Genomic DNA, 15,448 nt, shown 5'->3' with positions numbered 1-15,448 from the left:
ACCGCCCGCGTCCGCATCCCCGCCGCGTCCGAACCCGCCTCCGGCTCCGACAGGCAGTACGAGAACATCCCCTCACCCCGCGCCAGCGCCCCCAGGTACCGCGCCTTCAACTCCTCCGAACCCGACAACTGCACCGGCAGCGAACCCAGCTTGTTCACCGCCGGGATCAACGACGACGAGGCGCACACCCGCGCCACCTCCTCGATCACGATCACCGTCGCCAGCGCGTCCGCCCCCGCACCCCCGAACTCCTCCGGCACATGCACCGCGTGCAGGTCATTGCCCCGCAACGCCTCCAACGCCTCCTGCGGGAACCGCCCCTGCTCGTCCACCTCCGCCGCGAACGGAGCGATCTTCGCCTCGGCCAGCGAACGCACCGCCTCACGCAGCATCCCGTGCTCCTCGGAGATCCGGAAGAGATCGAAGTCCGCCGCCCCTGCGCTGCCCGCCATGATGCCCGCCTCTTCGGAGAGTCGATTCCGGTTAACTACCGTTCAGTAGAATCCTAGGGCTCCGACCTGCGGCTGCCTAGCTCCTCCCTGGCGGGTCAGTCGACGTCCGCACCGAGGGTGTCGCCGGCGCGGTGCTCCTGGAAGTACTGCTCGGTGCGGTCGTTGCGGATCGCCTCCCAGAGCCGCTCCGCCGGGTGCTCGGCCAGCAGCACCACGCTCTGCTCGCCCCGGGTCGCGAAGCCACCGAACGGCGCGTTCAGGAAGCGCACGCCGTCCGCGCGCAACGAGCGCAGGCTCCAGGCGAGCTGGAACAGGTCGATGTTGGAGAACCGGTCGTCGACGCTGACCACCTCGCCGACCGTGCCCAGCAGACCGCCGAGCCGCGCCGGACCGGAGAGCGTGCCGGAATCCATCACCTTGAGCATCAGCGCCCGCAGGAAGTTCTGCTGGCGCTTGGTGCGGTCGAGGTCGCCGCCGGGCAGGCCGTAGCGCTCGCGGACGTAGAGCAGCGCGGTGGCGCCGTCCATGTGGTGGGTGCCGGCCTCCCAGGCGCGGGCCTCGCCGACGCCCTCGATGGTGCGCGGGATGGTGATGTCGACGCCGCCGACCGCGTCGGTGAGGGCGCGGAAGCCGTTCCAGTCGATCACCGCGAGGTGGTCGACGCGGATGCCGGTGAGGTTCTGCACCGTCTCGGTCATCAGCGCCGGGCCGCCCCAGGAGTAGGCGGCGTTCAGCTTGGCCTCGCCGTGGCCGGGCACCGGCACCCAGGTGTCGCGGGGCAGCGAGACCAGGGTGGCGGAGCCCCGGTCCTCGGAGAGGTGCAGCAGCATCATGGTGTCGCTGCGGGCCGCGCCGGCCTGCCAGGCCGGGGCCTTGGCGGCGCTGCCGGTGGTGGGGGTGTCGGAGCGGGCGTCCAGGCCGACCAGCAGGAAGTTGAGGCCGCTGCCCGGGACGGGCTTCGGCTGGGCGGACTCCGGCACGGCCGGGAAGGCGTCCGGGATGCGGTGGACGGAGGAGGCGTAGTGCTCGGCCGTCCACCAGAGGGCGCCGCAGGCGCCGAGAACGAGCGCGAGCAGGGTGGAGACGGTCCAGAGCAGCACCCGCCGGGTGCGGCGGCGCCGGGATTTCCCGGATCCGCCGTCGGATCGGCCGTCGGACTCGCCGTCAGATCCCTGGCCCGACTCCCCCGGTTCCCCCGGCTCCCCCGGATCTCCCGGATCTCCCGGCCGCTCCGCCGGCTGCTCCCTCGGTTCGAAGAGGCTCAGCCCGGACGGGTCCGGCCGCCGCACGGGCTCGCCCGACCGCTCGTCCTCCGGCTCCATGCGCGTATTGTGCCGTCGGCCCCGGCCCCCGCGCGGGGCTTTGCGGACATCGGCCGGAACCGGGGCCCGCCGGGACGGTCCGGGTCCTCCTGTAGGGCCGGATAGCATCGGTGGGCGCGGCCACCACCCGGAGCCGTGCCGCCCGACGCCCGCCCGAAGGGGAAACCGTGACCCTCCGCATCTCCGTGATCGGCACCGGCTATCTCGGCGCCACCCACGCCGCCGCCATGGCGGAGTTCGGCTTCGAGGTGCTGGGGCTGGACATCGACCCGGAGAAGATCGCCACCCTGACCGCCGGCAAGGTCCCGATGTACGAGCCGGGCCTGTCCGAACTGCTGCTCAAGCACGTGGCCGGCCACGAGGGTTCGACCGGACGACTGCGCTTCACCACCTCCGCCGAGGAGGCCGCAGAGTTCGGCGACGTGCACTTCGTCTGCGTCAACACCCCGCAGCGCAAGGGCGAGTTCGCCGCCGACATGTCGTACGTGGACACCGCGATCGACGCGCTCGCCCCGCACCTGACCCGCCCGGTGCTGGTGGTCGGCAAATCCACCGTGCCGGTCGGCTCGGCGGGCCGGCTGGCGGAGCGGCTGGCCGCGCTGGCCCCGGTCGGCGAGGGCGCCGAACTGGCCTGGAACCCGGAGTTCCTGCGCGAGGGCTTCGCCGTCCAGGACACCCTGCGCCCGGACCGGATCGTGGTCGGCGCCCGCAGCGAGCGCGCCGAGCGGCTGCTGCGCGAGGTGTACGCCGAGCCGATCGCCTCCGGGGTGCCGTTCCTGGTCACCGACTACGCGACCGCCGAACTGGTGAAGACCGCCGCCAACTCCTTCCTGGCCACCAAGATCTCCTTCATCAACGCGATGGCGGAGGTCTGCGAGGCGGCCGGCGCCGACGTCACCCAGCTGAGCGCGGCGCTCGCGCTGGACGAGCGGATCGGCGGCAAGTTCCTCAACTCCGGCCTGGGCTTCGGCGGCGGCTGCCTGCCCAAGGACATCCGGGCGTTCATGGCGCGGGCCGGCGAGCTGGGCGCCGACCAGGCGCTGACCTTCCTGCGCGAGGTCGACTCGATCAACATGCGCCGCCGCTCCCGGATGGTCGAGCTGGCCCGCGAGCAGTGCGACGGCGGCTTCCTGGGCCGTCGGGTCGCCGTCCTCGGCGCCGCGTTCAAGCCCAACTCGGACGACATCCGGGACTCGCCCGCGCTCAACGTCGCCGCCCAGATCCAGCTCCAGGGCGCGCAGGTCACCGTCTACGACCCCAAGGCGATGGACAACGCCCGCAAGATGTTCCCGGGCCTGGCCTACGCGCCCTCGGCACTGGAGGCCGCCGAGGGCGCGCACGTCGTCCTGCACCTCACCGAGTGGCAGGAGTTCCGCAGCCTCGACCCGGCCGAGCTGGGCGCGGTGGTCGCCGAGCGCCGCCTCCTCGACGGACGCAACGTGCTCGACGCCGACGCCTGGCGCGCCGCCGGCTGGACCTACCGCGCCCTCGGCCGCCCCAGCTGACCCGGGTCCCGCCGCGGTCCCCGGCAGGAACCGCACCGGGAACCGCGGCGGGAATCCCCGACCGGGGCCGGTCGTTGCCCCGGTCATGACGAACTACGGCGACGAAGCGACGGTCCGCTCCATCCTCACCGCCAAGGGCGACACCTGGGCGGTGGTCGGCCTGTCCACCAACACCGCCCGCGCCGCCTACCGGGTGGCCCAGGTGCTGCAGCGCTACGGCAAGCGGATCGTGCCCGTCCACCCGAAGGCCGAGACGGTCCTCGGCGAGCAGGGCTACCGCTCGCTCGCCGAGATCCCCTTCCCGGTCGACGTGGTGGACGTCTTCGTGAACAGCGAGCTGGCGGGCGCGGTCGCCGACCAGGCGGTGGCCGTCGGCGCCGGGGCGGTCTGGTTCCAGCTCGGCGTGGTCGACGAGGCCGCGTACGAGCGGACCACCGCCGCCGGGGTGGAGATGGTCATGGACCGGTGCCCGGCCATCGAGATCCCGGCGCTGGGCTGAACCGGCCGCTCCCGGGTCAGCCGTCGAGTCCGTCGAGGCCGGCGAGGGTGGCGAGGGAGCGGGGGCGGCCCTCGGTGCGGAGGCGGGTGGCGGTGGATTCGGCGTCGCGCAGGACGCGGACGGCGTTGTGCCAGGTGAGCTTGGAGAGGTCGGTGTCGGACCAGCCGCGGCGGAGCAGCTCGGCGATCAGGTTGGGGTAGCCGGCGACGTCGTCGAGGCCGTCCGGGAGGAAGGCGGTGCCGTCGTAGTCGCCGCCGATGCCGATGTGGTCGACGCCGGCGACCTCGCGCATGTGGTCGAGGTGGTCGGCGACGGTGGCGACGGTGGCGACCGGGCGCGGGTTGGCCTGCTCGAAGGCGCGCTGGCAGGCCATCGCGGCGGGGGTGGTGTCCAGGTGGTCGAAGCCGTGGGCGCGCATGTTCTCGTCCGCGGCGGCGGTCCACTCGATGGCGGCGGGCAGGATGAACTTGGGCACGAAGGTGCCCATCGCCACGCCGCCGTTGCCGGGGAGCTGCGCGAGCACGTCGTCAGGGATGTTGCGCGGGTGGGCGCAGACGGCGCGCGAGGAGGAGTGCGAGAAGATCACGGGCGCCTCGCTGACCCGCAGCGCGTCGCGCATGGTGTCGGCGGAGACGTGCGAGAGGTCGACGAGCATGCCGACCCGGTTCATCTCCCGGACGACCTCCTCTCCGAAGGCGGTGAGGCCGCCGGCGACGGGCTTGTCGGTGGCGGAGTCGGCCCACGGGGTGTTGTCGTTGTGGGTGAGCGTCATGTACCGGACGCCGAGCGCGTACAGGGCGCGCAGGGTGGCGAGCGAGCAGTCGACGGAGTGGCCGCCCTCGGCGCCGATGAGGGAGGCGATGCGGCCCTCGGCGCGGGCGGCCTCCAGGTCGTCGGCGGTGAGCGCGAGCCGCAGCCGGTCGGGGAAGCGGTCGACCAGGGCGTGGACGAAGTCGATCTGTTCGAGGGTGGCGCTGACCGCGTGGTCCCCGGCGAGCCGGCTGGGCACGTAGACGGACCAGAACTGCGCGCCGACCCCGCCCGCGGTGAGGCGGGCGAGGTCGGTGTGCAGACGGTCGCTCTGGTCGGCGGCCAGGTCGAGCGCGTCGAGGTCGTAGCCGACCTGCTCGCGCATCGCCCAGGGGAGGTCGTTGTGGCCGTCCACCACGGGGGTGGCACGCAGGACGGCCCGGGCGCGCTCCAGCAGGGCGGCGTCGTCGGCGGGGGTGGGATCCAGCGGCTCTGAGGTCATACGAGCTGTTGTATCCGACAGAACTACTTTTGTGACTACTTCCCGAAGCCGAAGGACGCCGAACCCGCCACCTTGGCGCGCAGCTTCTTGCCCTTGTCGGTGGCCTGGGCGTTCAGCTCGGTCTGGAAGTCGGTCATCCGCTCGGTCAGCTCCGGGTCGAAGGCGGCCAGCATCCGCACCGCCAGCAGGCCCGCGTTGCGCGCGCCCGCCACCGAGACGGTGGCCACCGGCACACCGGCCGGCATCTGCACGATCGACAGCAGGCTGTCCATGCCGTCCAGGTAGCGCAGCGGGACCGGCACGCCGATCACCGGCAGCGGGGTGACCGAGGCGAGCATGCCCGGCAGGTGGGCGGCGCCGCCGGCACCGGCGATGATCGCCTTCAGCCCGCGCTTGTGGGCGTTCTCGCCGTAGGCCACCATCTCGCGCGGCATCCGGTGCGCGGAGACGACGTCGACCTCGTAGGGGATCTCGAACTCGTCGAGGGCCTGGGCGGCGGCCTCCATCACCGGCCAGTCGGAGTCCGAGCCCATGACGATGCCGACAACCGGGGTGGTGGAAGAGGTCATTCGGTGATCGTTCCTCGCAGGTAGGCGGCCGCGTGGCGGGCGCGCTCGCGGACGTCGTCGAGGTCGTCCCCGAAGACGTTGACGTGGCCGACCTTGCGGCCGGGCTTCACGTCCTTGCCGTACATGTGGATCCGCAGGCCGGGGTCGCGGGCCATGCAGTGCAGGAAGGCGTGGTACATGTCCGGGTAGTCGCCGCCCAGGACGTTGACCATGACGGTCCACCTGGCGCGCGGCCGGGGGTCGCCGAGCGGCAGGTCGAGGACGGCCCGCAGGTGGTTCTCGAACTGCGAGGTGACGGCGCCGTCCTGGCTCCAGTGCCCGGAGTTGTGCGGCCGCATGGCCAGCTCGTTGACCAGGATCCGGCCGTCGCGGGTCTGGAACAGCTCGACGGCGAGGTGGCCGGTGATGTCCAGCTCGCCGGCGATCCGCAGGGCGAGCTGCTGGGCCTCGTCGGACAGCGCGGGGTCGAGGTCCGGCGCCGGGGCGGTGACCTCGGCGCAGACGCCGTTCTCCTGGACGCTCTCCACGACCGGGTAGGCGACGGCCTGGCCACTGGGCGAGCGCACCACGTTGGCGGCCAGCTCGCGGACGAAGTCGACCTTCTCCTCGGCGAGCACCGGGACGCCGGCCAGGAACGGGGCCGCGGCCTGCTCCTCGTCGCCGACCACCCAGACGCCCTTGCCGTCGTAGCCGCCGCGGACGGTCTTGAGGACCACCGGGTAACCCGTGCCCTCGTTCGCGAAGGCGGTCACGTCGGCCGGGTCGGCGACGATCCGGTGCCGGGGGCAGGGGACGCCGATGGAGTCCAGCCTGGCCCGCATCACGCCCTTGTCCTGGGCGTTGACCAGCGCGTCCGGGCCGGGCCGGACGGCGACGCCGTCGGCCTGCAGGGCCCGCAGGTGCTCGGTCGGCACGTGCTCGTGGTCGAAGGTGATGACGTCGCAGCCCTCGGCGAAGCGCCGGAGGGTGTCGAGGTCGCGGTAGTCGCCGAGGACGACGTCGGAGACGACCTGCGCGGCCGAGTCCTGGGGAGTGTCGGCGAGGAGCTTGAACCGGATCCCGAGCGGGATGCCCGCCTGATGTGCCATGCGGGCAAGCTGCCCGCCGCCGATCATGCCCACCACTGGAAAATTCGCGTTGCCCGGGGAAGTCACCCCGCCAGGATATCCGGGCCGGTCGGAGGCCGTGGAACCGCTCCCCGCGCAACGGCGTCCCGGTGGGTGGACCCGGGTGGACGCGTCAGGGGTGCTGAGCCGATCGGTGTAACCGGGTAGCCTGGTCGGCTAGGTCCTGGTACGCGCGATCCGATCATGTGTGTGCACGCAGGGCTCAAGGGGTTGACGGCACTCAGGCCTCGGCACCCTTCCGTCCGCAGGCACGCAGGCACACGGAGGCAGCCCGGTATGGCGACGACCACGGGGTCGAACCCCTCGCTGGCGCAGAAGCTGCGCGGCCTGTCGGGCGAGGCGGTGAAGTTCGGTCTGGTCGGCCTCAGCGGCGTGGTGGTGAACTTCGCCGTCTTCTGGGTCTGCCTGAACGGTCTCCACCTGGCCTCACTGCGCTCCAACATCGCCGCCACGCTGGTCGCGATCGCCACCAACTACCTGGGCTACCGCTACTGGCTGTACCGGGACCGCGACGCCGCCTCGCGCAAGCGGGAGATCACGCTGTTCCTGGTGTTCAGCGGCGCCGGCATGCTGATCGAGACCGGGGTGCTCGGCTTCTCGGTCTACGTGCTGGGGCTCTCCTCCCACTTCGAGCAGCTGGCCGCGAAGGTGCTCGGCCTGGCGCTCGGCACGGTGTTCCGCTTCATCTCCTACCGGACCTGGGTGTTCAAGGCCGTCCCGGAGCCGACCGAGGAGCAGCTCGCCGAGGCCCGCGCGCAGGCCGCGTCGGACGCCCCGCAGGCCCCGGACGCACCGGCCGCCGCCGTGGTCGCCCAGGCCGAGCTGATGCTGGCCGCCGAGCAGATCCGCTACGCCAAGGCCGAGTAGGCCGCCACCCGGCGCCCCCGGTGTCCCCTGCGCCCCCGCCCGACACCGCTGCCCGGCACCGCTGCCCGACACGGACGCCCGGCGCCCCGGTTGGCGCCCCGGCCGCCGCCGGAGGACAGTGGTGACGGAGGGCGAGCACGGCCGGCGAACGATCGAGGCCGCGGGGGACGCAGGAGGCTCGCCATGACCTTCGTCCAGCTCATCGACTGCCGCACCGACCACCTCGACGAACTCAACGGCCTGCTGGACCGCTGGGTCGAGCAGACCGAGGGCCGGCGGACCGTCGACCACGCCCTGGTCGGCACCGACCGCTCCGACCCGCGGCACGTGGTGGAGATCGTCGAGTTCCCCTCGTACGAGGCCGCGATGCGCAACTCGGGCCTGCCGGAGACCGACCGGATCTACCGCGAGATGGTCGCGCTCTGCGACGCGCCGCCCACCTTCACCGACCTCGACGTGGTCCGGGACGCCAAGCTCTGACCGAGCTCCGACCCCCGCCCCGGACCCGTCCGCCGGGGATCACCCCTCGCGCTGGCTGCGGCCCAGGAAGAGCGCGAACACCGCCGGCCGCAGCGAGAGCAGCTCCAGCCGCCCGCCGTCCGCCTCCGCGAGGTCGCGGGCGACGGCGAGGCCGATGCCGGTCGAGTTGCGGCCGCTGACGGCGCGCTCGAAGACCCGGTTGCCCAGCTCGGCCGGCACCCCGGGGCCCTCGTCCTGCACCTCGACGACCACCGACGTCCCGGACGGCCGCACCCGCAGGGTGATCGTGCCGGCGCCGTGCATCAGCGAGTTCTCGATCAGGGTGGCCAGCACCTGGGCGACCGTGCCGGGGGTGCCGACCGCGATGACCCCGTGCAGGCCCTCCACCTGGAGCACCCGGCCGGTGCCGCGCAGCGACGGCCCCCACTCCTCGATCTGCTGCTTGACCACGTCATCGAGGTCGAAGGCGACGGCGGTGGGGCTGCGCGGGTCGCGCTGGGTGGTGAGCAGCCGCTGGACGACGTCGGTGAGCCGCTCGACCTGCTGGAGGGCGATGGTGGCCTCCTCCTTGACGGTCTCCGGATCCTCGGCGACCGCGGTGATCTCCTCCAGCCGCATGGAGAGCGCCGTCAGCGGGGTGCGCAGCTGGTGCGAGGCGTCGGCGGCGAGCCGGCGTTCGGCGGTGAGCATCCGGGCGATCCGCTCGGCGCTGGTGTCGAGCACCTCGGCGACCCGGTCGAGCTCGGGCACCCCGTAGCGGCGGTCGCGCGGGCGCGGGTCGCCGGAGCCGAGCCGTTCGGCGGTCTCGGCGAGGTCGGTGAGCGGGCGGGCCAGCCGCTTGGCCTGCCAGACGGCGAGGGCGACGGCGGCCTGCACGGCGAGCAGCGCGACCACGCCGAGCAGCAGCAGCATGTTGGCGATCTCGTGGTCGACCGCCTCGCGGGACTGCTCGACGGTCACGGTCTCGCCGCTGGCGCCGCGCTCGACGGCCTTGAGCAGGTGGCCGTTGTCGGGCCGCTCGCCGCTGGAGACGATCCCCTGGCCGGGGATGTCGACCTCGACGTACTGGCCCTCGGAGACCTGGTTGGCGAACTTGTCCCCGGTGACCGGCTCCTGGGCGGCGAGCCGGTTCTCCACCAGGGCGAGCACCCGGACGGCGGCGGCGTCCACCCGGTCCTGGGCGCTGTTGACGATGGTGCGCTTCTCGACCAGGGCGAGCGGGACGCAGAACACCACGACCACCACCAGGACGACGCACAGCAGCGAGTTGATCATCCGGCGTTTCACGCCGCGGCTCCCCGTGGTGATGGACGCCCCCGGCCGGGATGCCCGCTGACCTCTAATTCTTCTCGAAGCGGAACCCCACTCCGCGCACGGTGGCGATGTAGCGGGGGTTGGCCGCATCGTCGCCGAGCTTCTTGCGCAGCCAGGAGATGTGCATGTCCAGGGTCTTGGTGGAGGTCCACCAGGTGGTGTCCCAGACCTGCCGCATGATCTCCTCGCGGGTGACCACCCGGCCGGCGTCCCGGACGAGCACCCGCAGCAGCTCGAACTCCTTGGCGGAGAGGGTGAGCTCCTCCTCGCCGAGCCAGGCGCGGTGCGACTCGATGTCGATCTTGACGCCGTGCGCGCCGGTGGTGAGCTGGTCGACGTTGCCGCGCCGCAGCAGGGCCCGGACGCGGGCGAGCAGCTCGGCGAGGCGGAAGGGCTTGGTGACGTAGTCGTCGGCGCCGGCGTCCAGGCCGACGACCGTGTCGACCTCGTCGGCGCGGGCGGTGAGCACCAGGACGGGGCAGCTGCGGCCGTCCGCGCGCAGCCGGCGGCAGACCTCCAGCCCGTCCATCTCGGGCAGGCCGAGGTCCAGGACGATGAGGTCGACCTCTTCGCCGAGCCCCGCGGCCAGTGCGGACGGACCGTCCTCGCGGACGAGCACCTCGTAGCCCTCGCGTCGCAGTGCCCGGGCGAGCGGTTCGGAGATCGCCGGGTCGTCCTCGGCGAGCAGCACACAGGTCATGTGGTGATGGTAGTCCGCCGGGGAATACCCGTCGGCCCCGTGAGGTAGTTCACACTGCGTGATCGTTATACGGAGCGCGAACATGCCTCAACCGACACGCCCGGACCGCCCGTTCGGTGAAGATCCTTCGCTTTGATCTTGAAACCGAAGGGATTTTGCCTGTCCTACCATGGATCAATGAGGTGAATCTGTCGCTGTCTTTACCATCGGCATACCTAATTGGCCTCTTTTGTCAGCTGATAACGCCAAATGTCGCCACGTAGAGTGGTTCTGTCCCGTCCGCCGCCACCCTTGGCGGACGCTGTCAGGCAAGGAACCACTACTCATGGCGTCTACGACCATGGAGTCCGGCGTTCAGTCGGCCTCTCCCGGCGGCAAGACCTTCCTCGGGCACCCCCGGGGCCTCGCCACGCTCTTCATGAGCGAGATGTGGGAGCGCTTCAGCTACTACGGCATGCGTGCCCTGCTGGTGCTCTACATGACCGCCTCCGTCACCGACGGCGGTCTCGGCATGAAGCTCGCCACCGCCTCCGCGGTGTACAGCGTGTACACCGCGATGGTCTACCTGCTGGCCCTCCCGGGCGGCTGGATCGCCGACCGCTTCCTCGGTGCCCGGAAGACCGTCGCCCTCGGCGGCTCGATCATCATGATCGGCCACTTCCTGTTGGCCCTGCCGGTCAGCGTCTCGTTCTTCGGCGGCCTCGTGTTCATCGCGATCGGCTCCGGCCTGCTCAAGGCGAACATCTCCACGATGGTCGGCCACCTCTACGACGGGCCCAACGACCCGCGCCGGGACGGCGGCTTCACGATCTTCTACATGGGCATCAACCTCGGTGCCTTCGCCGCCCCGCTGGTCATCGGCACCATCGGCCAGAACGTGAACTGGCACCTCGGCTTCGCGCTCGCCGGCGTCGGCATGGCCCTGGGCCTCACCCAGTTCCTGCTGGGCACCCGCCACCTGAGCCCCAAGAGCAACGTGGTCACCTCGCCGATCTCGGCCGCCGAGAAGAGCGCCATCTTCAAGAAGGCCGGCGCCTGGCTCGCCGCCGCCGTCGTCTTCTACGCGATCGTCGCGCTGACCGGCCACTTCACCATCAACTGGGCGATCTGGCCGCTGTCCATCGCGGGCCTGGCGATCCCGGTCTTCGTCTTCGCCAAGGTGAAGCGCGACAAGGAGCTCGACGCGACCGAGCAGTCCCGGATGAGCGGCTACATCTGGTTCTTCGTCGCCGCCGCCGTGTTCTGGATGATCTACGACCAGTCCGGCTCGACGCTGAACATCTTCGCGCAGGACCACACCTCGTCCACGCTGTTCGGCTTCGACTTCCCGTCCAGCTGGTTCCAGTCGCTCAACCCGCTGTACATCATGGCCCTGGCCCCGGTCTTCGCCTGGATCTGGGTGGCGCTCTCGCGCCGCTCCAAGAACCCCAGCACCACGGCGAAGTTCTCCTTCGGCCTGCTGATGATCGGCGTCTCGTTCATGGTCATGATGCTGGCCATGGCCGCCGCCTCCGGTGGTGCCAACGTCACGCCGCTCTGGCTGGCCATGGTCTACCTCATCCAGACCGTCGGCGAGCTGACCCTCTCCCCCGTCGGCCTGTCCGTCACCACCAAGCTGGCCCCGACCAAGTACGCCAGCCAGATGATGGGCGTCTGGTTCCTCGCCGTCACCGCCGGCGACTGCGTCGCGGCCATCTTCCAGCTGGTCCTCGGCGACAGCGTGGTCGGCTCGACCTGGTACTTCGCGGTCCAGGGCGGCATGGCGATCGTCGCCGGCCTGGCCCTCTACGCGTACCGCCGCAAGGTCGTGCAGCTGATGGGCGACGTCCACTGACGCCTGCCTCACCCGGTCCCGGGGCCGTCGCGGATTCCTGAGATCCGCGACGGCCCCGGTCGTCTTCTTATCCCCTCGACCACGGCCCGCGGGTATGCCTACGGTGCCCCATGCCGACCGACTCCGTGCCAGCCGACTCCCTGCCGACCGCCCCCGCGCGGACCGCTCCCGTGCCGACCGATTCGCTCCCCCGCCAGCTCGCCCGCACCCGGCGCCTCACCCTCGGCGCCCCCGCCCAGCCGGCCATCGGCGCCGACGGGCGCACCGTGCTCTTCCTGCGCAGCCGGGGCGGCGACGACCCCGTCACCTGCCTCTGGGCCCTGGACACCGACAGCGGCGAGGAACGCCTGCTCGCCGACCCCGCCGCCCTCGGCGCCGGCCGCTCCGACGCCGAGCTGCCCGAGGCCGAACGGATCCGCCGCGAACGCGCCCGCGTCCACGCCCACGGCATCACCGCGTACGCCACCGACGCCGCCGGCCGGCTCGCCGCCTTCGCCCTCGGCGGCGGCCTCTGGCTCGCCGACACCGCCACCGGCGAGGTCCGCCGCGTCCCCACCGCCACCGAGGTGTACGACCCGCGCCCCGACCCCACCGGCCGGCGGATCGCCTACGTCGGCGGCGGCGCCCTGCGGGTCGTCGACACCGACGGCGGCGCGGACCGCGCGCTCGCCGAACCCGAGCACGCCGAGGTCCGCTACGGCGTGCCCGAGCACGTCGCCGCCGAGTCCATGCACCGCCACCGGGCCCACTGGTGGTCCCCCGACGGCACCCGGCTGCTGGCCGCCCGGGTCGACGAGCGCCCGCTGCGCCGCCTCCACCTCGCCGACCCGGCCGACCCGGCCCGGGCACCGCGCGTCATCCGCTACCCCCTGGCCGGCACCGACAACGCCGAGGTCACCCTCTGGCTGCTCGGCCTCGACGGCGGGCGCACCGAGGTCCGCTGGGACCGGGCCGGGTACGAGTACCTCACCGCCGCCGGCTGGGACGCCCACGGCCCGTACGCCGCCGTGCAGAGCCGCGACCAGCGCACCCTGCTCACCCTCGCCGTCGACCCCGCCGACGGCGCCACCCGGGTCCTCGCCGAGCGGCGCGACGAGCACTGGGTCGAACTGCTCCCCGGCCTGCCCGTCCGCACCGCCGCCGGCGCGCTGGTCGACTGCGCCGACCGCGGCGACACCCGGCACCTCACCGTCGACGGCGAGCCCGTCACCCCACCCGGCCTCCAGATACGCTCCGTGGTCGGAACCGACGGCGGACAGGTGCTCTTCACCGCCTCCGACGAGCCGACCGAGACCCATTTGTGGTCGTGGGACCAGGCCTCGGGCGCCGTCCGACTGAGCCACGAGCCCGGCGTGCACACCGGCGCGCGCCGCGACGGCACGCTCGTCCACCTCGCACGCACGCCCGGCGCGCCCACCGGCCGCACCACCGTCCACCGCGACGGCCGCCCCGTCCGGACCCTGGCCTCGCACGCCGAGACGCCCGTCCTCACCGCCCGCCCCGAGCCGCTCCGCCTCGGCCCCCGCAAGCTGCGCGCCACGCTCTTCCTGCCCGCCGCCCACCGCCCCGGGGACGGCCCGCTGCCCGTCCTGCTCGACCCCTACGGCGGGCCCGCGATGCAGAAGGTCACCGCCGCCCCGCACTGGTGGGACCTCACCTCCCAGTGGTTCGCCGACCAGGGCTTCGCCGTGCTCGCCGTCGACGGCCGCGGCACCCCCGGACGCGGCCCGCGCTGGGAGAAGACCGTCCACGCGGACGTCGCCGGCCCCGCCCTCGCCGACCAGGTCGAGGCCCTGCACGCGACCGCCGCCCAGCGCCCCGGACTGCTCGACCTCGACCGGGTCGCCGTCCGCGGCTGGTCCTACGGCGGCTTCCTGGCCGCCCTCGCCGTGCTGCGCCGCCCCGACGTCTTCCACGCCGCCGTCGCCGGAGCCGCCCCCACCGACCACCGGCTCTACGACACCCACTGGAAGGAACGCTTCCTCGGCCACCCCGACGAGCACCCCGAGCGGTACGACGCCGCCTCGCTGCTGCCCGACGCACCCGGGCTGCGGCGCCCGCTGCTGCTGATCCAGGGCCTCGCCGACGACAACGTGCTGCCCGCCCACACCCTGCGGCTGTCCGCCGCGCTGCTCGCCGCCGGACGCCCGCACGAGGTCCTGCCGCTCGTCGGCACCGGCCACTCGCCGAGCGACGAGGCGGTGGCCGAGCACCTGCTCCACCACCAGCTCGACTTCCTGCGCAGGTCGCTGGAGCTCGGCCGGTGAACGAGGACGGCGGCGGGGCCCCGCCCGGGACCCCGCCGCCGTCCTCCGTTGCCCGGGACCCCGCTCAGACCTCGCGCACGCCCGCGCGCCAGACCGCCGCCGTCAGCGGCACACCCGGCCGGTACGCCAGGTGCACGTGCGAGGGCGCGTCCAGCAGCTGCAGGTCCGCCCGCGCGCCCACCGTCACCGTGCCGACGTCCGTACGCCGCAGCGCGTGCGCGCCGCCCGCCGTCGCCGACCAGAGGGCCTCGTCGGGCGTCATGCCCATCTCGCGCACCGCCACCGCGATGCAGAACGCCATCGAGCTGGTGAAGCTGGAGCCCGGGTTGCAGTCGGTGGACAGCGCCACCACCGCCCCCGCGTCCAGCAGCCGGCGCGCGTCCGGGTACACCGCCCGGGTGGAGAACTCGGCGCCGGGCAGCAGGGTCGCCACCGTCGAGGAGCCGGCCAGCGCGGCCACGTCCTCGTCGGTGAGGTGGGTGCAGTGGTCGGCCGAGGCCGCGCCCAGCTCCACGGCCAGCTGCACGCCCGGACCGTACGTCAGCTGGTTGGCGTGCACCCGGGGGGTCAGCCCGCGCTCCACCCCGGCGGTGAGGATCGCCCGCGCCTGGTCGCCGTCGAAGGCGCCCTTCTCGCAGAACACGTCCACCCAGCGGGCGTACGGCGCGCAGGCGTCCAGCATCGGGCCGGTGACCAGCTCGACGTAGCCGGCCGGGTCGTCGGCGAACTCCGGGGCCACCACGTGGGCGCCCAGGTAGGTGGTCTCCGGCGTGTACGAGGAGGCGATCCGCAGCGCCCGGGACTCGTCCTCGACGGTGAGCCCGTAGCCGGACTTGCACTCGACCAGCGTGGTGCCCTGGCGCAGCGCCTCGCGCACCAGCCGGGCCAGGTTGGCGTCCAGCTCGGCGTCGGCGGCGGCCCGGGTGGCGGCCACCGTGGTGCGGATGCCGCCCGCCGAGTAGGACTGCCCGGACATCCGGGCGTTGAACTCGGCGGTACGGTCGCCGGCGAAGACCAGGTGGGCGTGCGAGTCGACGAAGCCGGGCAGCAGGGCGCGGCCCGCCGCGTCGAACCGCTCGTCGGCGGCGGGCGCCTCGGCGGCCGGGCCGACCCAGGCGACGGCGTCGCCGTCGATCACCACCGCCGCGTCGGTGAGCAGGCCGAGCGGCCCGGTCCCGTGCGCGGGGTCGTTGGTGACCAGCGTGCCGATGCCGGTGATCAGCGTGCTCGGAATGCTCGGGGAGGTCACGTCTTGCCTTT

General features: G+C 72.9%; 13 protein-coding genes and 1 pseudogene. 6 read left to right on the top strand and 8 right to left on the bottom strand.

From position 1 onward, the window contains the following. Together ABZW10_RS03045 and ABZW10_RS03040 are read right to left on the bottom strand one after the other, a co-directional pair. Window positions 1–452, bottom strand: a 452-nt coding sequence (locus tag ABZW10_RS03045) for an acyl-CoA dehydrogenase family protein (RefSeq protein ID WP_355358839.1), incomplete at its 3' end; no start/stop codon positions are given. A 95-nt stretch (window positions 453–547) separates the two neighbouring features. Continuing rightward, entirely contained in the window at window positions 548–1,774 is a 1,227-nt protein-coding gene (locus ABZW10_RS03040; protein ID WP_355358836.1) for an LCP family protein, read from the bottom strand. 167 nt (window positions 1,775–1,941) lie between these two features. Between ABZW10_RS03040 and ABZW10_RS03035 the strand changes: the two genes are divergently transcribed. Together ABZW10_RS03035 and ABZW10_RS03030 are read left to right on the top strand one after the other, a co-directional pair. Further along, window positions 1,942–3,279 (top strand): UDP-glucose/GDP-mannose dehydrogenase family protein, encoded by a 1,338-nt coding sequence (locus ABZW10_RS03035; RefSeq protein ID WP_355358833.1) that lies wholly within the window; start codon window positions 1,942–1,944, stop codon window positions 3,277–3,279. 85 nt (window positions 3,280–3,364) lie between these two features. Further along, on the top strand, window positions 3,365–3,778 hold the full coding sequence (locus ABZW10_RS03030; protein WP_355358830.1) for a CoA-binding protein: 414 nt from the start codon (window positions 3,365–3,367) through the stop codon (window positions 3,776–3,778). Window positions 3,779–3,794: 16 nt separating this feature from the next. Here the strand turns inward: ABZW10_RS03030 and ABZW10_RS03025 are convergent, their stop codons facing one another. Genes ABZW10_RS03025 through ABZW10_RS03015 form a run of 3 tightly spaced genes read right to left on the bottom strand, consistent with a single transcriptional unit; the run spans window position 3,795 to window position 6,753 of the window. Next, the gene (locus ABZW10_RS03025) at window positions 3,795–5,030 is read right to left on the bottom strand and encodes a dipeptidase (protein ID WP_355358827.1); all 1,236 of its coding nucleotides are present in this window, start codon (window positions 5,028–5,030) and stop codon (window positions 3,795–3,797) included. Between the two features lie 35 nt (window positions 5,031–5,065). Beyond that, window positions 5,066–5,599, bottom strand: a complete 534-nt coding sequence (gene purE / locus ABZW10_RS03020; RefSeq protein WP_355358824.1) for a 5-(carboxyamino)imidazole ribonucleotide mutase — start codon at window positions 5,597–5,599, stop codon at window positions 5,066–5,068. Beyond that, window positions 5,596–6,753 (bottom strand): 5-(carboxyamino)imidazole ribonucleotide synthase, encoded by a 1,158-nt coding sequence (locus ABZW10_RS03015; protein ID WP_355358821.1) that lies wholly within the window; start codon window positions 6,751–6,753, stop codon window positions 5,596–5,598. Before ABZW10_RS03015 ends, purE begins: the two co-directional genes overlap by 4 nt. 249 nt (window positions 6,754–7,002) lie before the next feature. On the opposite strand from ABZW10_RS03015, the gene ABZW10_RS03010 reads away from it, so the two are divergent. Both ABZW10_RS03010 and ABZW10_RS03005 read left to right on the top strand, forming a co-directional pair. Further along, window positions 7,003–7,593: a GtrA family protein gene (locus ABZW10_RS03010; protein WP_355358818.1), complete on the top strand. Its 591-nt coding sequence runs from the start codon at window positions 7,003–7,005 to the stop codon at window positions 7,591–7,593. 183 nt (window positions 7,594–7,776) lie between these two features. Next, window positions 7,777–8,070: pseudogene (locus tag ABZW10_RS03005) on the top strand (ester cyclase); the annotation flags it as partial. Window positions 8,071–8,112: 42 nt separating this feature from the next. On the opposite strand, the gene ABZW10_RS03000 reads toward ABZW10_RS03005, so the two are convergent. Together ABZW10_RS03000 and ABZW10_RS02995 are read right to left on the bottom strand one after the other, a co-directional pair. Beyond that, window positions 8,113–9,360, bottom strand: a complete 1,248-nt coding sequence (locus ABZW10_RS03000; protein ID WP_355358815.1) for an ATP-binding protein — start codon at window positions 9,358–9,360, stop codon at window positions 8,113–8,115. A gap of 52 nt (window positions 9,361–9,412) precedes the next feature. Next, entirely contained in the window at window positions 9,413–10,087 is a 675-nt protein-coding gene (locus ABZW10_RS02995; protein ID WP_344329242.1) for a response regulator transcription factor, read from the bottom strand. Window positions 10,088–10,412: 325 nt separating this feature from the next. On the opposite strand from ABZW10_RS02995, the gene ABZW10_RS02990 reads away from it, so the two are divergent. Then, the gene (locus ABZW10_RS02990) at window positions 10,413–11,921 is read left to right on the top strand and encodes an oligopeptide:H+ symporter (RefSeq protein WP_355358811.1); all 1,509 of its coding nucleotides are present in this window, start codon (window positions 10,413–10,415) and stop codon (window positions 11,919–11,921) included. A 170-nt stretch (window positions 11,922–12,091) separates the two neighbouring features. Continuing rightward, window positions 12,092–14,188 (top strand): prolyl oligopeptidase family serine peptidase, encoded by a 2,097-nt coding sequence (locus ABZW10_RS02985; protein ID WP_355358808.1) that lies wholly within the window; start codon window positions 12,092–12,094, stop codon window positions 14,186–14,188. A 64-nt stretch (window positions 14,189–14,252) separates the two neighbouring features. On the opposite strand, the gene hutI is transcribed toward ABZW10_RS02985, so the two are convergent. Beyond that, window positions 14,253–15,422 (bottom strand): imidazolonepropionase, encoded by a 1,170-nt coding sequence (gene hutI / locus ABZW10_RS02980; RefSeq protein WP_355358960.1) that lies wholly within the window; start codon window positions 15,420–15,422, stop codon window positions 14,253–14,255. Window positions 15,423–15,448: the final 26 nt, after the last annotated feature.

The organism is Kitasatospora sp. NPDC004723, assembly GCF_040609255.1.
Classification (GTDB): Bacteria; Actinomycetota; Actinomycetes; order Streptomycetales; family Streptomycetaceae; genus Kitasatospora.
This window is presented reverse-complemented; position numbering and strand designations above follow the sequence as displayed.